Source organism: Pseudooceanicola nanhaiensis (genome assembly GCF_020171315.1).
Lineage (GTDB): Bacteria > Pseudomonadota > Alphaproteobacteria > Rhodobacterales > Rhodobacteraceae > Pseudooceanicola > Pseudooceanicola nanhaiensis_A.
Genome location: NZ_JAIUZP010000007.1, coordinates 300,300 through 322,408 on the forward strand (window position 1 = coordinate 300,300; position 22,109 = coordinate 322,408).

Sequence of the window (22,109 nt, forward strand, 5' to 3'; positions counted from 1 at the left end):
TTCTCAGCGCGACTTGCGGGCCAGCAGGGCGCCGGCGGTCACGGCCACCAGCACAGCCAGGCCCTTGACCATGAGCTGCACCTCGTAGGCGAAGTTGTTGACGAGCAGGATGTTGGTGAGCACGGCCAGGAACAGCGTCCCCGAGGCGACGTCGATGATCCGTCCGCGTCCGCCGCCGATGGCGATCCCGCCCACGAGCATTGCGGCGATGGCGCTGAAGTCGAGGTCGGCCCCGACCCGCAGGTTGCCCGTGCCGGATTGCGCAGCGATCAGCGCGCCGGCGATGGCGGCGCCGGCCCCGGCCAGCACATAGGACAGGATCACCATCCGCGTGACGCGCAGCCCGGCCAGTTCGGCGGCATCGGGATTGGTGCCCCGCAGGCGCAGCTCCCACCCGGCGCGGGTACGTTGCATCAGAACCTCGCCCACGATGACGATGGCGGCGAACAGCACGGCCTGCCACGGGACGCCCGGCACGATGGTGCCGCTGCCCAGCCAGGTGGGGCCGCCCTCTGCCAGCACGGTCCGGCCGTCTGAAACCCAGGTCGCCAGACCCGCGATCAGCGATCCCGCCGCGATGGTCGAGATGATGGCGTTGCAGCGCAGCCAGCCGACAACCAGCCCCTGTAGCGCCCCGAAGGCCACGCCCAGCAACAGGCTGGCGGCAAGGGCCGGCCAGACGCCGAGGCCGGAGGCCATGATGAAGACAATCGAGGAAAAGGCCGCCGTCGCGCCCAGCGACAGTGCGAAGAGGTTGCCGCTGATCGTGACCGAGGCGAGGCCCACCGCCGCGATCCCCACGGTCGAGGCTGCGTAGAGGATCGACGAGAGGTTGGCGGCGCTGGCAAAGTTGTCGATGCTGACGCAGGCCAGCAGGAACATCACGACCGTGGCGATCTGGATCACCGTGGCCTGAACGCGGGCGGGGGCGAACAGCCCCGACAGGCGCGAAGAGGGGGCGAGGGTGGCGGTGCTCATGCGGCTGCCTCCGTGTCTGGGGTGTCGGGACCGTGAAGGATGTCGTGCAGGATCGCGTCCGCATCCATGTCGGGGCGCAGTGCATCGCGCACGCGCGTCCCGCGATAGAAGGTCACGATCCGGTCGGAGGCATCGAGAACCTCTTCGAGGTCGGTCGAGTAGAAGAGGATGGTCAGGCCCTCGGCCTTCGCGAGGCTGCGCAGCTGGTCATAGATCTCGGCCCGCGCGCCGATGTCGACGCCGCGCGTCGGCTCGTTCAACGCCAGCAGGCGTGGCCCCAGCGCCGCCGCCTTGCCCAGCGAAACCTTCTGCTGGTTGCCCCCCGACAGGGTCGAGACATCATGGGGCAGGCGGGCCGGATCAAGGGCAAAGCCGCGCGCCAGTTCCGCGGCGCGCGCGCGGACGGTGGCCGGCATCATCCAGCCCCGGCGCGACACACGGCCGAGGATCTGGCTGACCAGGTTGGTTCCGATCGGCGCCTCGAGGAAGACGCCGCGCTTTGCGCGATCTTCCGAGACATAGGCGATCCCGGCGGCATAGGCCTCGGCTACCGTGCGCGGCGTGCTGGCGGCCCCGTCGAGCGACAGCGTGCCACGTGCAGGATGCAGGCCAACGAGGCTTTCCAGAAGCGTATCCGCACCCGAGCCCAGCTGCCCGACAAGCGAGACGATCTGGCCGGGCTGCACGTCGAGGTCCAGGGGCGCAAAGCGACCCGGAAGCGTCCAGCCCCGCAGCGACAGGCGCGGCGACACGCCATTGCGGGCATGGCTGGGGGCGATCTCGCCGGTGTGGATTTCATGGCCGATCATCGCCTCGACCAGCCGGGCGTTGGTCAGATCGGCCGTGTTGGCGGTCATCACGTGCTGCCCCGAGCGCAGGACGGTGACCCGGTCGGTCAGCGCAAAGATCTCGTTCAGCCGGTGCGAGATGATGACGATGGTCGTGCCCTTTTCGGCCTTGAGACGGCGCAGCACGGCAAAGACCTTTTCGATCTCGCCATCGGACAGGGTCGCCGTCGGTTCGTCGAGCAGCAGCACGCGGGCGCCGCGTGCGATGCCCCGCGCGATCTCGATCAGCTGGCGTTCGGCCAGCGGCAGGGTGTCGGCCAGCGCATCCAGCGGAACATGGGCAAGGCCGACAGAGTCGAGCACCTCGCGCACATGCGCCCGGAAGGGGCCGCGACGGTACAGCGCGCCGACCTCGCGTGCGCCTAGCATCACGTTGTCGAGCACGCTCAGGTGCGGGATGATCGACAGCTCCTGGTGCACGATCGACAGCAGAGCAGGATCGACGGGCGTGCCCAGCGTGACACGCATGCCGCCAATGCCTAACTCGCCCTCGTCCGGCATGACAAAACCGCCGAGGATCTTCACCAGCGTGCTTTTGCCTGCGCCGTTTTCGCCGCACAGGCCGTGGATTTCACCCTCGGCCAGGTCGATGTCCATGCCGCGCAGGGCGCGGACGCCGCCGTAACTTTTCTTCAGCCCACGGGCGCTGAGGATCGGGGCGCTCATGGCTCTTCGCCCCCTGCGAGGGGCAGCGCGGCCAGCGCCCTGGAAAGGTCGATCATGCCCCAGGGCAGAAACTCGGTGATTGCCAGCCCGACGATGTCGAGGGTCGCGCCGACGTCGCGCAGCAGGGTCAGGATTTCATCCAGCTCCAGCTTGCCGGTGGCGATGCCGTCAAAGGCGCCGGCGGGGGCGTGGGGGTTGTTGAACAGCAGGTAGTCGCGCCCCGCGGGCGACAGCACGTCGAGGTCGAAGTGCACGGCAACCTTCGTCGCGCCCGAGGCCTTAAGCCATGCGGTGACCGCGCCGGTATCAGCACGCAGTGCGGCGGGGTCGATATTGGTCATGCCGCGGTCGGCCAGATAGGCGGCTTCGCCCTCCATCATGTCGTTCACCCCGACGTAGAGAACGCGTGCCGGGTCGATGGTGCGGGTGACGCATTTGGTGAAATCGGCGTCGCCGTCGCCCAGCAGCATGGCCAGCACATGGGCGTGGGCATGGCTGAACTGGCTCTTGTTCATCACGTCCGGGTGCGCATCGATCCAGAGAACCGCAAGGTCATCCCCGTAGGTCTCGGAGAGGTAGGCGATGGGCGCCAGATCGACGAGGCAATCGCCGCCGACGGTCAGGATCGCCTCGGGGGCGTGGTCCGCGATCGCGGCAACGGCGGCATCCAGCTGTGCCACGAGGGCCACGCGGGACTTGATCCCGTCCACCGGCGCCCGATCGGCCGTCGCCGCCAGCGGGACGGGGATGGTGGCGACGGGCCCGGTTGCATCGGGCAGCAGGGCCTCAAGCACCTTGGCGCCGACGCGGTAGGCGGGTTCATCGCCACCCTGCCATTGCGGCATCACGAGGCGCAGGGTGTTCGCGGGAGTGCGGGTCATGGGGACCTCCGTCGTCAAAGTCATTCGTTGGCTCTGAAACTGGAGAAAACTGGGCCCGACCGCTCGACCGGGGCCGTCAGATTCTCGGACTCCCCGGCCAATCCGTGGGGCGGTTCTGTCGGGTCTGTCCGTTTCGGGGCTCTCGTTTTGCCTGTTTATTGGGCGATCTTGGCGCCGATCCGGGGTCTGCTTCAGGGAAAACAGGGGAATCCGACCGGTTTGGGGCGGCGGCCCCTCGTGCGGTCGGGTGAAATGCTGCATGACATTGCGATCCTTCCGAAGCCCCGGAGAGAGCCCATGCAACGTCTGAGCACTGCCGACGTCGCGCCCCATGCGCAGTACGATTTCTGGCACAACATCGTCGAAACCTCCTTTGCCCATTGCGACGGGATCGCCCCGAACCGACGTGCCTTTCACGCCGAGATCGAGATCGCGTCCTGCGGTGACAGCGAGCTGACGGCGCTGACGTCGGACGCCGTGCGCTACGTTCGGGACGCGCGCCATGTGCGCCGCTCGGGAACGGATGCGTTCTTTGTTTCGGTCATGCTCGAAGGAGGCGGGTACTTTCGCCAGAATGACCGGGCCGTGCACCATGGCGCGGGCACCGTGCTGATCTACGACTCGGCGCGGCCTTATCAGTATGACTATCCGGGGGCCTACCGGACGGCGCTGCTAAGGGTGCCGCGCCCGATGATGGATGCGCGCATGCTGGGCGTGCGCGATCTGGGCGGAACCCTGCTGGGCGCGGACCGGCCGCAGGCCGCGCTGATCCGCGGACTGATCACCAACCTGATGGACACGGCGCGCGACAGCGACCTGCCCGAGCAGTTCATCGCCCCGACGCTGGACCTGATTGCTGGTGCCTTCGGGCAGGGTGCCGGGTGCAGCGAGGCGGCAGGGCGCAATCCGGCACTGAACCGCATCAAGCGCTTCATGGTCGAGAACATGGGCAACGAGGACCTCGGCGTTGCCGACATCGTGGCCACGCAGAACATCTCGGCGCGCTCGCTTGGCCGGGCCTTTGCCGCCGAGGGCACCACGCCGATGAGCTGGCTGCGCGACCGCCGTCTGGCCGAGGCGCATGCGATGTTGTCCGAGGGCCGGGCCCGCTCGGTCACCGAGGCGGCCTATGACTGCGGCTTCCGCGACCTGTCCTATTTCGGCCGGGCCTTCAAAAAGGCCTATGGTAAGACCCCGCGACAGGCCTTTGTCGTCCGTCACTGATATGGAGCCTGCCAGGGGCGGGCCGTCTGGGTCGACTCTCTGGCCGTCAGGGACGAGACGCCCATGCGCCGTGCTGGCATCTTCACCGTACCAACAGATACGGAGACCGCTATGTACACCGTCGCCTTCATCATGAAGCGCAAGCCCGGCATGTCGCTTGAAGATTTCCTTGCCTACTACCGGGACCGCCACGGCCCGCGCATGGTCGAGCTGATCAAGGACAAGGGCCTGATCTCGTACGAGCATTTCCCGGTCGCCGTGCAGGAAAAGGGCCGCTACCTGGCAGAGGGCGGTCCGGCCTTTGATGCGGTCTCCGTCTACAGCTTCGAGACCGAGGCGCAGGCCGAGACATGCTGGGAGATGCCCGAGGTGATCGAGGACAGCGCCGCCTTCATCGATTTCGACACGATGGTGACCTTGCCGACGAACCGGCGCACCGTGTTCATGTTCGGCTGACCGCTGCCGGCTGCCTGTCTGGCCGTGCCGCAACAGGCCGCGCTGTGGTCGGCCTGGGCTGGTCGTCTGTGATTGTCGCAGCCTTTTCGGGGGTGTGACATTGCCTCTCCGCCCGCGGTGCGGAAACATGGTGCCATGAAGGACCTCAACCTTATCCGTGTGATCCTGGCCATTGTCGATGCCGGGTCAGTCACCGCTGCTGCGGCGCGGCTGAACATGTCGCAACCCGCTGTGTCCCAGGCGCTGGCACGCCTTAGGGACCTGACCGGGGATGCCCTGTTCACGCGCGGCCCGCAGGGGATGGTGCCCACGGCGCACGCGATGCAGCTATATGCCGAAGGGCGTCCTGCACTTGCCCGGCTGGAACAGGCGTTGAGCCCGCGATCGGGGTTTGATCCCACCCATTCGCGCGAACGGTTCACCTTCGCCTTATCCGATCTGGGTGATGTCACCTTCCTGCCGCCGATCATCCGCCGCCTGTCCGAGGTCGCCCCTCTGGTTGGCCTCGACGTCCTGCCCCTGGTCGTACAGGAGGCCGAGGCACAGTTGATGGCGGGGCGGGTCGATTTCGCCATCGGTAACCTTTTCCCGCGCACCTCCGAGGTGACCCAGACCACGGTTTTCAGGGATTGTTATGTCTGCATCCTGCGGCCCGATCATCCGGTGATCGGTGCCCGGATGACGGAGGAGCAATTCTGGCAGACGGGCCACGCCATCGTCGCCGGCAGCAAGGAGCACTGGCAGGCGATCACGCCCGCTGGCGCGCTGGCCGCGCGCGCGATCGACGTGCGTGTGAGTGTGCCTCACTACTCGGCCCTGCCCTGGGTCATTGGCGAAAGCGACATGATCGCTGTCGTGCCGATGCTGACCGCGCGCTTGTTCGAAGAGCGCTGCGGATTACGCTGGCTGCCGCTGCCCTTCCATGTGCCCGAGATCCAGGTGCGTATGTTGCGCCATGCCTGTGAAACAACGCGCAGCGCGGCGCGCGACTGGATGGCTGAGCTGGTGACGGATGTCATGGGGCAGCTCGAACTGCCGATGCCGGAACTGCTGCGCTCGACATAAGGCCAGCTTATGGAGCGGGCGAAACTACTCTGATTGGCGCTTTGGTATTCAGCGGTATACCTCCCATGCGACGCTGCGCCGCATGGTGACTAATCGTGACCCTAAAGGGTTGCCCTAACATTCATTCTCGCGGCGCTGACTCATTTCCCTGTCTGCTGACCCTTCGGGGGGGCAGCACCGATGTCGTGGCCTTGCGCTGCGCCCAAAGTATTGGAAAATCGAATGTCTATATCCCGCAGAGAGGCGCTGATCGGTGTCGGCGGCGCCGTCGTCGGTGGTCTCGCAACCAAGTTCGCCCCGACCTCCATCTATCACTCCGCACCGTTGAACGTCGCCGAATATCGCGAAGCCGCACGCCGCCGTTTGCCCAAGATCGTCTTCGACTACCTGGATGGCGGGGCAGGGGATGAACTGGCCCTGCGGCGCAATACAGAAATCTTCGACCGGATCGAGTTTCGCCCCGCGCGGCTCAAGGACATCTCCAAGCGGGACATCTCGACCGAGCTGTTCGGCAAGACCCAGGCAGCGCCGATCATGGTCGCGCCGACCGGCCTGAACGGCTCGTTCTGGCCGGATGGGGACATCGCGCTTGCCAAGGCTGCCGAAGAGGTGGGCGTGCCCTTTGCCCTGTCCACGGCCTCGACCACGTCGATGGAGGACGTGGCCGCCAATGCCGGGGGCGACAAGTGGTTCCAGCTCTACGTGCTGAGCCGGGGCATCGCGGAAAGCCTTGTCGAGCGCGCGTTGAAGGCCGGCTACACCAAGCTCATCCTGACGACCGACGTCGGCATCAACGGCATGCGCTACCGGGATGCGCGCAACGGGTTCAAGATCCCGCTGCCGATCAGTCCGGGGCTGGTCTGGGACGGGATGACCCACCCGGCGTGGTCACTGGATTTCGTGTTGAACGGCATGCCCGAGATGGGCAACTTTGCCAGTGCCGACGCCAGCAACACCGAACAGCAGGCCGTCCTGATGAGCCGTAGCATGGATGCGACGTTTGACTGGGCCGCACTGCGCTGGCTGCGTGAGCTTTGGCCGCATGAGCTGCTGGTCAAGGGCATCCTGCGGGCAGACGATGCCGTGCGCTGCATCGACAACGGCGCCGACGCCGTGATCCTGTCCAACCACGGCGGCCGCCAGCTGGGGGATGCCCCGGCGCCGATCCAGGTCCTGGCTGAGACGCGCGCGCGCATCTCGGCGCCGATCCTGATCGACAGTGGCTATCGCCGCGGGGAGGACATCGTCAAGGCGCTGGCGCTGGGTGCCGATACGGTACTGCTCGGCAAGGCCGTGCTGTACGGGCTGTCCGCGAACGGGCAGGCAGGCGCAACCGACGTGCTGAAGATCCTGATGAAGGAAATCGACAACACGCTGGCCCAGATCCAATGTCCGAACGTGCGAGACCTGACCCCGGAATATGTGGCGGCCGTCGATCGCTCGCTGATGGGGCCGCAGGGTAGCGACAGTTCGACCAGCTGATCTCTGGACGCGCGCCCTCGTGCGCAGGCCGAAAAGAGAGATACCCTCGCCGGTCTCCGGCGAGGGTGTTTGTCATGAGATGGGCCACGGGGGCGAAGGACAGGATGAAACCCGGCACGGCTCATCACCAGCGAGCGCAGAAGATGTCGTGCGCGCGCAAACGTCCCTGTCCGGTCAATCCGTGTCGTTGATCCTGGACAGCTTGTCGAGCAAGGCAAGAAGCTGCGCAGTTTCTTCCTTGCCGAAATCCGCAGCGATCCCGTCGTAGATCTCTTCGGCGATGGGTGTCATGCGTGACATCTTTTGCCGGCCCAGGTCGGTCAGCATAATCTCGAAGGCCTTCGAGTTGCCCTCCTGAAAGCGCCGCTCGACCAGGTCCTTGGCTTCGAGCGTCTTGACGATGCGGGTCATCGACACCTTGTGGATGCAGGTCCGGTGGCAAAGAAGGGTCATCGCGATCGGTTCAAAGTCGAACAGGATCCGCATCACGCGCCACTGCTGCTCGGTAAAATTCTCCTGCGCGAGCAGGAAGGTAAAGCGTCGGACCACCGCTTCCCGTCCGCGCGTGCAGGCAATCGCGATCGACTGATCCGTGTGGGAACTTCTCTGTTCGGCTGGGCCGCTGACGCGGGCGGGCAGGGGTAGGGCTGAAAGCGCGTGCGGTGTCTGGGGCACGGGGCCTCCTATCATCTGTTGCAGGGCAGTGGGTGGGCGCGAGGGGGTGCCCCCTCCGCCCGTTCCGGGCCTTCAGAGGGTCTCATCCGGGGCGAGATCGTCATACCGGATCACGTCTTGCGCCTGTGCGCCGGGCCCGTCGTCGCACAGGGCGGCGCGCCGGCGGTTCAATCGGATGCTCATCACCTGCGGGGCCGCGTAGTGGCCGCCGGTGTCGCAGAGGTATTTGGACGATACGACCCGGTCGAGGCCGATGTCCGCATAGATAAGGCCCTCGGTTTCCGGCGGCAGGATCGTCCCGATGGTGGCGCCGTCGGGGTTGATGATCCGCGATGTGCCGCAACCGGGGCGGAACCGGGCGCGCATCGCCTCGTCGCCGCCCGCGACGTGGTCGATGTATTCCTGGGTCAGTACGTGGGTCGCGGCAACGACATAGCTTTGCGTGGCCATCGCGTAAGAGCGGTTGATCACCTCGAAGACCGAGGCTTCGTCCGGCTGGGCGCGGGGGCTTTCGACCGAGGTATGACCGGCGTCCTGTGGGCGCGACAGGCCGCCCTGGGTGAAGGCCGCGACCGGCGGCCACGAGGCGACATGCACCTGCTCGTTCTGCGCCGCCATCACGGCGGCGGCCAGGGGAACCCGGTGCTCCCAGCACAGCAGCCCGCCCAGGTTGCCAAGCGGTGTCTTGAAGACGGAAAGGGTGCTGCCGTCGCCCTCGCCCCAGATATAGCGCTCGGGGCCCGTGGGCTTCAGCTTGCGGTGCTTGCCGATGATGTTGCCACCGTCGTCGAACCACAGCTGGGTCAGGTACAGCGTCGCCTGATCCCGCTCGGTGATCCCGAGGCAGACATAGATCGCGTTGCGGCGGGCGGCCTGGGCGATGCGGCGTACCGCCTCGCCGGGGATTTCGACGGCATTGTCGAACAACTGGGTGAACAGGGCGGCGGCGCGCCCGAAGGGGCCGCTTTCGAAGACCCAGACAGGAAAGCCGGGCAGAAAAGATTCGGGGAAGGCGATCAGCTTGGCCCCGTTCGCCGCGGCTTCCTCGATCAGGGCGCAGCATTTGTCGACGGTGGCCGAGATGTCGAAGACGGCCGGGGATGCCTGAACCGCGGCCACCTTGTAGGCCGGATGCTGAAGGCGCATGGAGCGTTCCTTTGTCTTGATGCGCAGGGTTGGCGCGAAGGGGCCTGCGCGGCGCGTGGCCCGTCCCTGGATGTGGGGGCACCCCTTTAGGGATGCCCGTTGCTGTCGTGGGGCGGGCGCGCCGCCCGAGGTCTCAGAACTTGGCCTGGTTCGCTTCGGCGGCGTCGGTCCAAAGGCCGACTTCCTTGTAAAAGCGCACGGCACCCGGGTGATAGGGCACCGGCGAGTCCGGAAGCACAAGCCGGTCCAGCGGGACGCTGCGCATCGGGCCGATGTCCTGCTGCAGGTTCGACCAGTTTTCATACATCGTCTTCGTCAGCGTGTAAGCATCGTCGTCGCTGAGCGCGTCGCTGGCCATCAGGATCGTGTCGTAGGACACGATGGGCGTATCCCCCATGACGAAGGGCTGTTTGTCATTGGCCATGGCGATGCCTTCGGTCAGGCCCTTCAGCTGCTCCTCGAAGAACTCGTGGGAGCCGAGGCTGCCGTTGGCGACGATGCGCAGCCCGCCGGGCACCGAGGTGTTGGCCTCCAGCAGCACGGGCATCGAGGGGGCGACCGGCGCCGCATCGGCGCGCCCTTCCACGACGGCGGCGATGCCGTCCATCAGGCCGCCGCTGCTGAGAAAGTCGACGTCACCGGTCGACAGGCCGCCCGAGGCCAGCATCGCCTCGCTGATCGCGGTCAGGGCGCGGGCGGTGGGCAGTTCGCCCATGACGCGCTTGCCGCGCAGGTCTTCCATGGTTTCGATGCCGGAGTCTGCCCGTGCGATGAAGGCGTGGGGGATATGCCAGACATTCGCCAGTGCGCGTTGGTTGGTCAGCGGCTGGGGATAGCCAGCCTTACCCTCCCAGGCCAGCCCGGCCAAGATGGTGGTGATCAGGCCCATGTTGATGTCGCCGATCGAGATGGCGGGCAGGTAGACGGATTCACCCGCATAGGGCTGCGCGGTCGAGCGGATGCCAAGCTCTTCCTGAAAGGTCTTGGCCAGGCCGCTGCCGATCAGGTTGTAGACCGATCCTGACGGGTTCGTCCCGATCGAGATGTTGCGCAGCTCGGCATGCGCCGGCTGGGTGAGGCTGGTCAGCCCGAGTGCAAGGCAGGCCGCGAATTTCCAAGAGTTGAGCATTGAACCTTCCTGTTTCTGGTTTTTCGATGTGTTGGAGGGGTGAGGGGAGGGGGTCGGCGCCGCCTGCGCGGATCGGGCGCTCATTGCGGGGTGACCTGGGGATATGCCGCCTCGCCCTGGCCCGCCTGCCGGCGGCGCAGGGCGCGGGCGAACAGTGTCGCCACCGCCGCCGCCGCGACCGATGCGGCCACCGCCCAGGGGCTGGTCGGCCCGGTCAGGGCGGTGGCGCCCATCGTGAGGAGGGCAAGCACTGTCAGGGCGGCAGAGCACAGCCAGCCGGGCACTTGCCGGACCGGCGAGCCGAGCATGGACTGCTTGAGAAGCAGGGAGGCCACCAACCCGTTGGACAGCACGATGGCGATTTCCAGCGCTGTGCCATCCAGGAGGGCGGCAGGGTTGTAGACCCAGACAAAGGGCAGCACGAAGGCCGGCAGGCTGATGCGCATGGCCAGGAAGCCGGTCCGCCACATGTTGGCCTGCGCCAAGCGTGCGGCGACGATACTGCCGAACGCGATCGGCGGGGTCACCATGCTCATCAGTCCGAAGTAGAGCAGGAACAGGTGAGCGCCCATCGGGGCCACGCCAAGCTTTACCATGGTCGGGGCGACGACGGTGGCCAGTACGATGTAGACCGCGGCCGTGGGCATTCCCATGCCCAGGACAATCGCAACCAGACCCGAGAGCAGCAGCAGCGCAAACAGCCCGTATTCGGTGGCGAGGTGGGTCAGGGTGACCGACAGTTGAAAGGCAAAGCCGGTCGAGTTCAGCAGGCCGATGATGACGCCGGCCGCGCCACCGATCAGGACGAGGGGCACGACCTCTTCGCCCAGTGAACGCACGGCCGCCAGGAGTTCCGGTCCGTCAAAGCGGAAGCGGATGCGGATGCCGTAGATCACCAGCATCGATGCCGAGGCGATCAGCGCGCAGAGCCCCGGATTATAGCCGGTCGCGAACAGCAGGTAGAGAAGGACACCGATCGAGATCAGGATTTCTCCGCCCTCTTTCATGGTTTCCTTAAACGAGGGGATTTCGTGCTCTTCCAGGCCCTTCAGGCCGTTGGTAACGGCCATGGCGTCGGCATTGAAGAACAGCACGAGGTAGTAGAGCGCGGCCGGCACAGCGGCGGCGACGAGGATGGAGGAATAGGGAACCTGCAGAACTTCAGCCATGATGAAGGCTGTTGCGCCCATGATCGGCGGGGCGACCTGCCCCCCGTTCGAGGCGACCGCCTCGATGGCTGCGGCCTGGGTGCGGGTCATGCCGGTACGGATCATCATCGGGATCGTGAAGATGCCGGTGGACATGATGTTGGCCACGGTGGACCCGGACATCATGCCGAAGAAGCCCGAGGCGACAATGGCGACCTTTGCCGGTCCGCCGCGACGGCGACCGACGGCTGCCAGCGCCAGCCCGTTGAAGAAGCTCATGCCTTGGGCGACTTCCATCACCTTGCCGAAGACCATGAAGGGCAGCACGATGGTGATGATCACGGTGATGACCAGCCCCGGCACGCCGTTGCTGTCGGCATAAAGGTAGATGACGGTGCGCGTCGGTGCGAAGACCGAGGCCTGCAGCATCCCGGGCACGAGGTCGCCGAAGAACCCATAGACCGTAACCAGCCAGACAAGAATCGCGATCGCGATCCCCATCGACTTCCTCAGGGCTTCGGCCAGCAGCAAGAGCGCGAAGATGCCCGGCACCCAGATCTCTGGTGGGCGGAAGGCCATGGTGACCATCCATTCCTTGAAGTTGAGCGCGTACCAGAACCAGCAGGCCGCGCCCGCCAGAGCCAGTATCAGGTCCAGACCGGCGCTTTTCTCGCAATAGGGGTGGTGGAGAAAGGCAACCGCGACGGCAAAGCCCAGCATCAGCCCGACGATTTGCTGGGTGACCAGGGCAAAGCCCAGAAGTTGCGGAACGTTCAGGATCCACAGGACCCCGATCACCGGCAGCATCAGCACCGAGATGCCGAGCACGAATTTCCTCAGTCGACGCATCATATCCTCTTCGAGGGCCGCCGCCTGTCGGGGCGGCGGTCAAACATGTGTCCTCCCTATGGCGCGGCATGTAGCCGCCCGCCGTCCTCCACGGCGGTGATGTCTTTCTCGGATGCGAGCGGGCGCAAGCGGAGTCTGACCGGGGCCGCGGTTGGCGGCCTTATCAATGAAGGTGCTGGCGTGGGGGGCTTTGATCGCCTTGGCGCGTGATTTGCGCCTTGGCTCAAGCGAGCCGCCGTCGGTCCTGCGCACACCCTCATTTAGTAAACATGTTTACCAAATGAAGCGAGTCTGCTGCGATGTACATGGGAAACTGCAAGGCGCCGATCTGGAGAGTGCCATGTGAGTTTTTTTTGGGCGTTTCGCGGGGCTTCGCTTGGGCGCTGTCGGGACAGCGTGGTGTTATGCGTCTGGTTCGGGTCCGCCGTGCGCGGCTGCTTTTCTCGACGGTGCGATCTGATCCCGAGGGTCCCTCGTTGGCCAGTGCGTATCATTTGGGGTGGATAGGCATTGTATGCAGTATGTACCTATAATGATGGGTATGTGAGTCTGTCTCCGCAGTCGGCGCGAAGCTGCGCGCATCGTTTGATGCGGGAGTTCAATCGCGATCTCACATCCGGTTTCAGCGTTTCAGGGGGAAAGTGCGCCAAGATGACACGCTTGCGCCGGAAGTGACTCAGGCATATTGCATTCCTCATGATGTAATCAATAATTAGCTATTGATTGCAGTCTTTCCCGGGGTTCACCGCGCGCGGCCCTTGCTGCAGCTAAGGTGGGAGCCCCCGGGATCATCTGCGAGCCAATGACATAGGCAGAGGAAAAGCGATGATATGGGTTCCAATAGCCTTGGGCATCTTCAAGTTTTCTGTACTCGGGACGACCATCTTCCTGTCGATCAAGTCGCACCGTGAAGGGGAAAAGGAGGAGCGGCGGCGACAAGAAGCGGCCGGTCAGAATGCGCCCGATGGGCATCGCATCTCAAACTGAAGGCCGTGGCTTGGTCTCCCATGGGACTGCTCTCTTGAGCGCGACCCTCTCAGGTTTGCTGCGGGCCGGACAGCCCAGTTCTGATCCTTCTGCATGAGTTACTCCGCTGAGGCATCTGCCAGGGGCCTAAATCGCTGCTAATCAAGGTTGGGAAGGGGCGATGTCGCATCGGCCGTGGCTGTGATCGGCAGATCGCCATAGGTCCCCTCCCGGCAGGGTGCTCCTGAAGTGCTTGTAGGCCGTTGAGAAGGTGCTCGATCGACGGTTCGACGTGACTGTGCCGGACGCAATCAGCCCGGCCTACAACACCCAAAACCCGCACATCGGTGTGTTCGCCCATCTCGTTGTGGTCGTCATCAGTACCGACGGAAGTATCAGGATCGATACCGCAGCCAACAGCGAGCCCACGACCGGTGCAACAGCCGGGAGCCCGTTTGAGCAGTGGAAGGCAGGGCGCGGCAGGCTGGGTGGAGAGTAATGCGGGTCAACATGAAGGGGATCAATTCGGTTCGGAAGAAGCTCAGCGACGGTACTGTGCGTGTTTACTACTATGCTTGGAAGGGTGGGCCCCGGCTACCGGGTAAGCCCGGCGATCCGGCTTTTGTCGCGGCGTATCAGGCGGCTATCAGCAAAATGAATAGTCAGCCTGAAGGGGCGCTTCAGGCGATTGTGAATGCCTACCAGCAAAGCTTGAAGTTCAAAGATCTCGCTCCGCGCACTCAGCGCGACTACGTGCGGCATATCCGGAAGATTGAAATGGAGTACTCCGACTTCCCTCTTGCTGCCCTGTCGGACAGAGCGGCAAGAGGTGAGTTCCTCGCATGGCGGGACAAAATGGCGAAGGTATCTCGGCGGCAGGCGGACTACACCTTTGCTGTGCTGGCGTTGATCTTGGCGTGGGCATATGAGCGTCGGCTCGTGTCGGCTAATCCCTGCGAGCGGCCCGGTAAGGTCTATAAATCTCAGCGCATCGACAAAATCTGGACGATGGAAGACGAGGCCGCCTTCATGCGTGCTGCGCCTCCACACATCGGTCTTGCATTCATGCTGGCGCTCTGGACCGGACAGCGACAGGGGGATCTCCTGAGGCTCACTTGGAGCGCTTACGATGGTGCGAAAATTCGTCTGCGGCAGCGCAAGACCGGCGCACGTGTCGAAATTCCCGTCGGTGGTCCTCTTGGGGCTCAGCTCGACCGCGCGCCACGCACTGCGGTGACAATCTTGGCGACAAGTCGCCAGACGTCTTGGACCGAGTCAGGATTTAGGGCCTCATGGGCCAAGGCTTGTAAGTCTGCTGGTGTTCATGGGGTAACGTTTCACGATCTGCGCGGAACGGCTGTCACAAGGCTGGCGATCGCTGGGTGCAGCGTGCCGGAAATCGCATCGATCTCCGGGCATAGCCTCAAGCAAGTCACTTCCATCCTCGACGCTCACTACTTGAGCCGGGATTCGCATCTGGGTGTGTCGGCGATCAAGAAGCTTGAGGCATACGAAGCGGGAACAAAATCTCCCAACTGAGCGCCCAACCGAGGAAACGCTTCCAGCTCTATCGCGTCTAAATGTTTGGAAAATTTGGTAGCGGAGGAGGGACTTGAACCCCCGACACGCGGATTATGATTCCGCTGCTCTAACCAACTGAGCTACTCCGCCAAACCGTGGCGCTGAGTAGGCGATGGGCCGGGGGAGGTCAAGACAGAATTTTCCGCTTTTTGCGCTTAACGCAGGGTGACTTGCCTCTGCGGTGTAGAGGGGCCAATAGTACGGCGCGTTTCAAGGAAGGACCCGTCATGATTGACCGCCTCGCCGCCATTGTCGGCCCGAACCATGTGCTTACCGGACCGGCGGCAGAGCCCTGGGCCGAGGACTGGACCGGGGCGCAGCGGGCCGAGCCTCTGGCGGTCGTGCGGGCGGGCTCGACCGAGGAGGTCGCCGCCGTTCTGAAGCTGGCGAACGAGACCGGCACGCCGGTCGTTCCGATTGCCGGGCGCACCGGTCTGGCGGGCGGCGGCATGGGCGAGGGGGCAATCATCCTGTCGGTCGAACGGATGAACCGGATCCGCGCGATCCGTACCGACGCCCGCATCGCCGTGGTCGAGGCCGGGGTGATCCTCGAGGACCTGCACAACGCCGTCGAGGAGCTTGGGCTGAGCTTCCCGCTGTTCTTCGGCGCGCGGGGATCGGCACGGATCGGCGGGGCGCTGGCGACGAATGCGGGCGGCTCGAACGTCCTGCGCTATGGCAATACCCGCGACCTCGTGCTCGGGATCGAGGCGGTGCTGCCGACCGGCGAGGTGGTGAACCTCATGCATGAACTGCACAAGAACAATTCCGGCTACGATCTTCGCCACCTCCTGATCGGGTCCGAAGGCACGCTGGGCGTGATCACGGCGGCCGTGGTGAAACTGGTGCCCAAGCCCCGCGCCCATATCACCGCCATGGTCGGCATGGCCGAACTGTCGGATACGCTTCCGATGCTGAACCGCCTGCGCGAGGCCACGGGCGGCGCGGTCGAGGCTTTCGAGTTCATGCCCGATGCCTATGTCACCGATTACCTTGCCCATTTCACGGATGCGCGCGCGCCCTTCGAGGCCACCTGGCCGGTCAATATCCTGATCGAACTGGGGGCTGTTGCCGAGCGGGACGCGACCCCGGGCCCCGACGGGGAGATCCCGATGCGGGCGCTGCTGGAGGAGGTTCTGGCCGCGGAAATGGAGGCCGGGCATGTCGGTGACGCAGTCATCGCCGCGAACGAAAGCCAGCGGCGCGGTCTCTGGGCCATGCGCGAGGCCGCGGCCGAGATGGCGACGAGCTTTGGCCCGGTCGTCGTGCTCGACGTTGCGGTGCCGCTGGATCGTGTGGAGGACTTCCTCGCGCGGGCTGACGCGGCGCGGCTCAAGCTCGACCCCACATCGCGGACGTCGATCGTGGCGCATCTTGGCGATGGGAACGTCCATTACAGCGTGATCGGTGGCGCGCTGGACAAGAAGGGCCTTGATGCGGTGACGGAGGCGGTCGAGGAGATCGTGCTGGACCTCGGCGGGTCCTTCTCGGCCGAGCACGGGATCGGAACGTTCAAGCTGACCTCGATGGAGCGCCGCAAGGATCCGGCCTCGTTGATGGCGATGCGGGCGATCAAGGCGGCGCTGGACCCGGCGAATATCCTCAACCCCGGAAAACTGCTGCCCTCCGCCTGATTGGGGGAGCTCCGAGCAGGGCAATCTGGGTGGGGTGAACACACAGGGCCGGCTCTTTGCAAGAGGCGGCCTTTGCCCAATGTAACTGACTGAAAAGAAGTGCCCCGCCAGCGGTTTGCGCGGACGGGGCGGTCTTCACCCCTTGCGGGGTAGTGCCCCGGCGCCGCGTACTGGGTGGGGGCTTGAAACACGCGGCGCCGAGGGAAGCTATATGCAGCTACAGGTTCATATATGACCTGTGTTTCTGACCGCATTGGGGGGCGATTGGGGCAATTCTGTGTTCGGCGGCGACCTAAAGTCATCTGCGCACACGCATTGGTTTAGATCCTAGTAAAATCATATATTTATTGTGCGGTTTCTTGCGCGTTCTCCGTCGTTCCCGGGCGCGCAGGGCGCTGGAGGCGGCGCGAATCGGACCTGTATACTCCCCCGGAATGCCGGGCCGGGCGCGACAGTCTGGAGACGAAGTGTCCCCGAAGCCGGGAATCAGTCCGGCCTTCCGGTCTGAGGGACTGCGAGTCGGTAGATTGGTGAGATGTCGGCTGGACCGGGGAGCGGGGGCCAAGACAGGCTCGCCCTACCAAGGGTTGGCCCATTGTTCGCCGTTCCGCTGGAAGGTGCCGTCAGCGAGGCCCGGTCTGGCGGGGTCAATCCGGGCTCATCGCGGTCAGATCATGGCGGCGCATGGTCCTGCGCTGATCTGCCAGCCTAGTGCAGGCGCCGCGTCAACCCGACGGCGATCCTGAAGCGCAGGACATTGCTGTCCCCGATGCGCTCATACTGCATGTCGCGGGCGAGGTCGCGGATCAGGAACCAGCCAAACCCGCCTTCGGGCAAGGGGTCCAGCGCGGCAGGGTGAACACGGTCTGCCGCAAGGGGAAGCTGGCTGGCCGGCAGTGGCTTGCCCTCGTCCCGGATGGTCACGTGTAGCCCGTCCGGCAGGTGGCAGCAGGTCAGCTCCACCCAGCCGCGCTGAGAGCCGACGTAGGCATGTTCGATGACATTGTTGAGCGCCTCGGCCAGCACCAGTTCCACCACGCCGGTTTCATCGGAGCCGAGCCCGATCGGGGCGAGTTCGACAAGAATCCCGCGCAGGGCGCGGCGGACGGCGAGGGCGCTGGCCGGGAAGGACAGCCGCACCTCCTGCGGGGGCATCGTGCCGGAAAGGGGAGAGCTGCCGCGCATTTCAGTGTGCATGGGTCCTGAGCGCCTCCTCGCGCGAGGGGTAGATGATGAAGACGCTGTCCATCCGCGTCAGTCGGAAGACACGCTCCACGTTGGGCTGCAGCGACGCGAGGTCCAGACGCCGTTCGGGCGCGAGACATTTCATCACGCCGACAATGGCCCCGAGGCCGGAGCTGTCGATGAAGTCCACCTGCGAGAGGTCGAGCAGAACCTTGGGGCTGCTGCCCTCTGCGGCGACCCGCATCTTGTCCTTGAACTGGATCGCGGCGGCGGCGTCGATACGGGCGCTCTGCACCGTGACGACCATCCGGTCGCCGATCATCTCGCTGGCGAGGTCCATCCGACCCTCCTCTGCGCAGGGGTGATTGCCTAACGCTAGGGCGAAATCCTTACCAAGCGGTGTCGCGCGCCGGGATTGCGCTCCTCTACACTGGAAAGTCGGGCGGGGCCGGGCATTGCTTGACGCATCTGGATCATATCGGAGGGCAGACGGGAATGAGTTTCGACGGGTGGACGGTTTTCGCGTTGTTCTGGGTGCTCTTCGTGACCTCGCCGGGGCCAAACGCGGTCAACTGCATCACCAACGGCATGACGCTTGGCCTTCCGAAGGCGCTCTGGGGCGTGGCCGGCATCCTGACCCAGTCGCTGCTCTTCCTGTTCCTCTCCGCCGCGGGGATCACGGCGCTGATCGCGGCCTCGCCCACGGGCTTCCTGATCGCGAAATACATGGGCGCGGGCTTCCTCGTCTGGACTGGCGTGCGGGGCTGGCTGCGGGCGCGCAAACCGGCCGACATCGGCCCGGTGAACGCGGGCTCCGTCTATGGCCGCGCCTTCATGATTGCCACGATCAACCCGAAGTCGGTGGCGGGCTACCTCGCCGCCTTCTCGCAGTTCGTGCAGCCGGATGTGCCGATCTGGTCCCAGATGGCGGTCATCGTGCCGACGGCGCTGACCATCACCTCGCTCAGCTACCTGACCTATACGCTGCTGGGGGTCTACATCGGGCGCGCGGCCCTTGGCGTGGCCTTCAACACATGGTTCCGGCGCGGGCTGGCGGCCTGCTTCGTGCTCTATGGCGTGCTGCTGGCGGGCGCGGCGGTGCCACAGCGCGCGTGATGGACAGGGGGCCGCGACCACGGTATCACGCGCGCCATGTCAGACAGCAGCCAGACCTCCGCCGCCGGGCCGATCCAGACGCCCTACAACCCGCCTGAAGGGCCGCTCGAGATCCTGCACGAGGATCACGAGATCCTCGTGGTGGACAAGCCGACGGGCCTGCTCTCGGTGCCGGGACGGGGCGAGCATCTTGCCGATTGCCTGCTGAGCCGGGTGCAGAAGGTCTTTCCCACGGCGCTGCTGGTGCACCGTCTGGACCGCGACACCTCGGGCGTGATGATCTTTGGCCTGACGCCCCATGCGCAGCGCCACCTTGGCCTGCAGTTCGAGAAGCGGCAGACCAAGAAGACCTACATCGCGCGGGTCTCCGGCAAGCTGGAGCCCAAGACCGGCCGGGTGGACCTGCCGTTGATCGTGGACTGGCCGAACCGGCCGCTGCAGATGGTGGACCACGAGAACGGCAAGCCCGCGCAGACCGACTGGCGCGTGCTGCGCCAGAGCGAGGAGGAGAGCCGCGTGCGGCTGACCCCGCTCACCGGGCGCAGTCACCAGCTGCGGGTGCATATGCTGGCGCTTGGCCACCCGATCCTGGGCGATCCCTTTTATGCGACGGGGGCGGCGCGGGATCACGAGCGGCTGATGCTCCATTCGGAGGAGCTGCGCCTGAACCACCCGGACGGTGGCCGGGGTGTAACCTTCCGGGCCAAGGCGCCGTTCTGAAGGAGCGAGACCCCGGGCGCCGTGTCAGTACTGTGAGAGGTTCGGATCAGGCCTCGTAGGGTCCGTCGAAACCGTCATCCAGCGCTTCATGGTCCTCGTCCGTCATGAGCAACCCGGCGAAGGCGATGCAGAAGAGCATGGCCGTCGGCAGTGACATGGCGGCGAAGAAGCCGATTTCGTAGAGGAATTCGGCATGCAGCACGTGGCCGCCCACGACGGCCAGTGCGGTGGAGAGCCCGACCAGCCCCACGTAATCGGCCACTTCATGCAGGGCCGCGTCGTCGCTGAGGCGCAGCAGCAGCGTGACCGCCGCAAGCAGGAAACAGGTGATCGTGCAGAGCGAGACGCCATCGCCGGGATTCAGCGCCAGAAACGCCGGATCGAGCCCCGCCGTCCCGAGCCATGCATAGGCCAACAGGTTGGCCGTGGCGAGACCGCCGAGGGCCTTGGCAAAGAGCCCGGCGTGATCCTGTCCTGCGCGACGCGCGAACAAGGCGACCCCGAGAAGGATGAACGCCACAGCCGTACTGGGCACCATGGCCGCGAAACCGGGGTGCACGCGTGTGAGCAGGGTGGAGCCAAGCGGCCAGCCTGCCAGCGACGTGGCGGCGAGGACAACGAGAGCCCCGGCCAGATGTCCGCTGTGGAGCGCATAGCAACGTTTCATGAAGTCTTCCCAAACCGATGCGGTTCTTGAAATGCCGCGTTGATCTTCTACCGATCCAGATCATGATTCGGATGAGTTTTTTCCGGTCAGGCAAGAAAACGCGGGCGCCCGTGGGACGCCCGCGTCTTTTGGTCAGGGCTTTGGCAGCTCAGCTGAGCCGCTGGGCGAAGGTCACTCGGCCGCCCAGCCGGAGATTGCCTTCACTTCCATGAAGTCCTCCAGCCCCCAGACGCCGGCCTCGCGGCCGTTGCCCGAGGCTTTCATGCCGCCGAAGGGCGCCCCGGCGCCGCGCGACTGGCCGTTCATCTCGACCATGCCGGAGCGCAGGGCGCGCGCCATGCGGTTGCGCCGTTCGCCGTCCTGCGACTGCACGTAGTTGGTCAGGCCATAGATCGTGTCGTTCGCGATCTCGATGGCCTCTTCCTCGGTCTCGAAGGGGATGATCGTCAGCACGGGGCCAAAGATCTCCTCGCGGGCGATGGTCATCTGGTTGTTCACGTCGGCAAAGACCGTGGGCCGCACGAAGAAGCCGCGGTTCAGCCCCTCGGGACGGCCCGTGCCGCCGGCGACAAGGCGCGCGCCTTCGTCGATGCCCTTCTGGATCAGGCCCTGGATCTTCTCGTACTGGGTCGCGTTCACGACCGGGCCGATGTGGTTGCCCTCTTCCGAGGCGGGCGCGACCTTGACCGCGCTGGCCACTTCCGCGGCGGTTTCCACGGCCTTGTCGTAGACGCCCTTCTGCACCAGCATCCGCGACGGCGCGTTACAGGACTGGCCCGAGTTGTTCATCATGTGCAGCACGCCGCGCTTGACCGCCGCATCATCCGCGTCGGCAAAGATCACGTTGGCGCCCTTGCCGCCCAGTTCGAGGTGCACGCGCTTGAGCGTGTCGGCCGCCGCCTTGGAGATCGCGATGCCCGCGCGGGTCGAGCCGGTGAAGGACACCATGTCCACGTCAGGGTGGCTGGAGAGCACCGAGCCCACGCCCACACCGTCGCCGTTCACGAGGTTGAAGACACCCTTGGGGAAGCCCGCCGCATCCATCATCTCGGCGAAGAGCAGGGCGTCGAGGGGGCTTTCCTCGGAGGGTTTCAGCACCATGGTGCAGCCCGCGATGGCCGCCGCGATCACCTTCAGGGTGATCTGGTTCATCGGCCAGTTCCAGGGCGTGATCAGCGCGCAGACGCCGATCGGCTCATAGGCGATGCGGTCGTTCGGGGCGTGGTCGCCCAGCGGACGGATGAACTTGAAGTCCTTGGCCGCGGTCAGGAAGTTCTTGGTGTGGCTGTAGCCTGCGCCCCACTGGGACTTGCGGGCCAGATCGATCGGCGCGCCCATCTCGATGGAGATCGCCTGCGCCATCTCCTCCTGACGCTCCTTGTAGATTTCGAGGAACTTCTCGACCAGCGCGATGCGCTCTTCGGGCGGGGTGGCGGCCCAGGCCGGGAAGGCGGCCTTGGCGGCGGCCACGGCATCATTGGCATCGGCTTCAGAGCCGATCGAAATGATCGCGCAGGGTTCCTCGGTCGAGGGGTTGATCACCTCGAGATCGCGCGGCTCGGCAGGGTCGACCCAGGCACCGTTGATGTAGAACTGGCGTTTCTCGATCATAGTCGTCTCCTTCAAGGATTCTCCGCGGAAGGAATGGGGGCATTCCGCCAGACGGGCGGCGGTTCCGCTGGAGTCGCCGGGC

The 22,109-nt window shown here is 65.2% G+C and carries 19 protein-coding genes and 1 tRNA gene; 8 read left to right on the forward strand and 12 right to left on the reverse strand.

Going from position 1 to position 22,109, the window contains the following annotated elements; all coding sequences use genetic code 11:
- Positions 1-3 precede the first annotated feature (3 nt).
- From LCM32_RS13830 to LCM32_RS13840, 3 genes are read right to left on the reverse strand one after another with little or no spacing between them, the layout of a single operon-like run.
- Positions 4-978 carry an ABC transporter permease gene (locus tag LCM32_RS13830; RefSeq protein ID WP_224821663.1) on the reverse strand — a complete coding sequence of 325 codons (975 nt, stop codon included), beginning with the start codon at positions 976-978 and terminating at the stop codon, positions 4-6.
- Positions 975-2,492 carry a sugar ABC transporter ATP-binding protein gene (locus LCM32_RS13835; RefSeq protein WP_224821664.1) on the reverse strand — a complete coding sequence of 506 codons (1,518 nt, stop codon included), beginning with the start codon at positions 2,490-2,492 and terminating at the stop codon, positions 975-977. The genes LCM32_RS13830 and LCM32_RS13835 overlap by 4 nt, the downstream gene beginning before the upstream one ends.
- Entirely contained in the window at positions 2,489-3,373 is an 885-nt protein-coding gene (locus LCM32_RS13840; protein ID WP_412070685.1) for an arginase family protein, read from the reverse strand. Before LCM32_RS13840 ends, LCM32_RS13835 begins: the two co-directional genes overlap by 4 nt.
- 297 nt (positions 3,374-3,670) lie before the next feature.
- Between LCM32_RS13840 and LCM32_RS13845 the strand changes: the two genes are divergently transcribed.
- The 4 genes from LCM32_RS13845 to LCM32_RS13860 all read left to right on the forward strand — a co-directional run bounded on the left by LCM32_RS13845 (position 3,671) and on the right by LCM32_RS13860 (position 7,600).
- Positions 3,671-4,597, forward strand: coding sequence for a helix-turn-helix domain-containing protein (locus tag LCM32_RS13845; protein ID WP_224821666.1), 927 nt, complete (start codon positions 3,671-3,673; stop codon positions 4,595-4,597).
- A gap of 111 nt (positions 4,598-4,708) precedes the next feature.
- Positions 4,709-5,053 (forward strand): EthD domain-containing protein, encoded by a 345-nt coding sequence (locus LCM32_RS13850; protein ID WP_224821667.1) that lies wholly within the window; start codon positions 4,709-4,711, stop codon positions 5,051-5,053.
- A 135-nt stretch (positions 5,054-5,188) separates the two neighbouring features.
- Complete coding sequence (locus tag LCM32_RS13855) at positions 5,189-6,118, forward strand: LysR family transcriptional regulator (protein WP_224821668.1); 930 nt, start codon at positions 5,189-5,191, stop codon at positions 6,116-6,118.
- A gap of 222 nt (positions 6,119-6,340) precedes the next feature.
- Positions 6,341-7,600 carry an alpha-hydroxy-acid oxidizing protein gene (locus LCM32_RS13860; RefSeq protein ID WP_224821669.1) on the forward strand — a complete coding sequence of 420 codons (1,260 nt, stop codon included), beginning with the start codon at positions 6,341-6,343 and terminating at the stop codon, positions 7,598-7,600.
- Positions 7,601-7,774: 174 nt separating this feature from the next.
- Here LCM32_RS13860 and LCM32_RS13865 read toward each other — a convergent pair whose 3' ends face one another.
- From LCM32_RS13865 to LCM32_RS13880, 4 genes are all read right to left on the reverse strand, one after another.
- Positions 7,775-8,275, reverse strand: a complete 501-nt coding sequence (locus tag LCM32_RS13865; RefSeq protein ID WP_224821670.1) for a MarR family transcriptional regulator — start codon at positions 8,273-8,275, stop codon at positions 7,775-7,777.
- Between the two features lie 72 nt (positions 8,276-8,347).
- On the reverse strand, positions 8,348-9,421 hold the full coding sequence (locus LCM32_RS13870) for a carbon-nitrogen hydrolase family protein (protein ID WP_224821671.1): 1,074 nt from the start codon (positions 9,419-9,421) through the stop codon (positions 8,348-8,350).
- A gap of 133 nt (positions 9,422-9,554) precedes the next feature.
- Positions 9,555-10,550, reverse strand: coding sequence for a TAXI family TRAP transporter solute-binding subunit (locus LCM32_RS13875; RefSeq protein ID WP_224821672.1), 996 nt, complete (start codon positions 10,548-10,550; stop codon positions 9,555-9,557).
- 80 nt (positions 10,551-10,630) lie between these two features.
- Positions 10,631-12,550: a TRAP transporter permease gene (locus LCM32_RS13880; RefSeq protein ID WP_224821673.1), complete on the reverse strand. Its 1,920-nt coding sequence runs from the start codon at positions 12,548-12,550 to the stop codon at positions 10,631-10,633.
- Positions 12,551-14,011: 1,461 nt separating this feature from the next.
- On the opposite strand from LCM32_RS13880, the gene LCM32_RS13885 reads away from it, so the two are divergent.
- Positions 14,012-15,052, forward strand: a complete 1,041-nt coding sequence (locus tag LCM32_RS13885) for a tyrosine-type recombinase/integrase (RefSeq protein ID WP_224821674.1) — start codon at positions 14,012-14,014, stop codon at positions 15,050-15,052.
- A 55-nt stretch (positions 15,053-15,107) separates the two neighbouring features.
- Here LCM32_RS13885 and LCM32_RS13890 read toward each other — a convergent pair.
- Positions 15,108-15,184 (reverse strand) — tRNA-Met (locus LCM32_RS13890).
- Between the two features lie 137 nt (positions 15,185-15,321).
- Here LCM32_RS13890 and LCM32_RS13895 point away from each other — a divergent pair.
- Complete coding sequence (locus tag LCM32_RS13895) at positions 15,322-16,728, forward strand: FAD-binding oxidoreductase (protein ID WP_224821675.1); 1,407 nt, start codon at positions 15,322-15,324, stop codon at positions 16,726-16,728.
- 708 nt (positions 16,729-17,436) lie between these two features.
- Here LCM32_RS13895 and LCM32_RS13900 read toward each other — a convergent pair.
- Entirely contained in the window at positions 17,437-17,883 is a 447-nt protein-coding gene (locus LCM32_RS13900; RefSeq protein ID WP_224821676.1) for an ATP-binding protein, read from the reverse strand.
- Positions 17,884-17,914: 31 nt separating this feature from the next.
- Positions 17,915-18,253, reverse strand: a complete 339-nt coding sequence (locus tag LCM32_RS13905; RefSeq protein WP_224821677.1) for an STAS domain-containing protein — start codon at positions 18,251-18,253, stop codon at positions 17,915-17,917.
- Between the two features lie 155 nt (positions 18,254-18,408).
- On the opposite strand from LCM32_RS13905, the gene LCM32_RS13910 reads away from it, so the two are divergent.
- Complete coding sequence (locus LCM32_RS13910) at positions 18,409-19,029, forward strand: LysE family translocator (protein WP_224821678.1); 621 nt, start codon at positions 18,409-18,411, stop codon at positions 19,027-19,029.
- Positions 19,030-19,065: 36 nt separating this feature from the next.
- Entirely contained in the window at positions 19,066-19,749 is a 684-nt protein-coding gene (locus LCM32_RS13915) for an RluA family pseudouridine synthase (RefSeq protein ID WP_263618182.1), read from the forward strand.
- A 46-nt stretch (positions 19,750-19,795) separates the two neighbouring features.
- Here LCM32_RS13915 and LCM32_RS13920 read toward each other — a convergent pair whose 3' ends face one another.
- Positions 19,796-20,416: a hypothetical protein gene (locus tag LCM32_RS13920; protein WP_224821679.1), complete on the reverse strand. Its 621-nt coding sequence runs from the start codon at positions 20,414-20,416 to the stop codon at positions 19,796-19,798.
- A 171-nt stretch (positions 20,417-20,587) separates the two neighbouring features.
- A complete protein-coding gene (locus LCM32_RS13925; RefSeq protein ID WP_224821680.1) occupies positions 20,588-22,027 on the reverse strand; it encodes an aldehyde dehydrogenase family protein in 1,440 nt (479 codons plus the stop codon).
- Between the last annotated feature and the right edge of the window lie 82 nt (positions 22,028-22,109).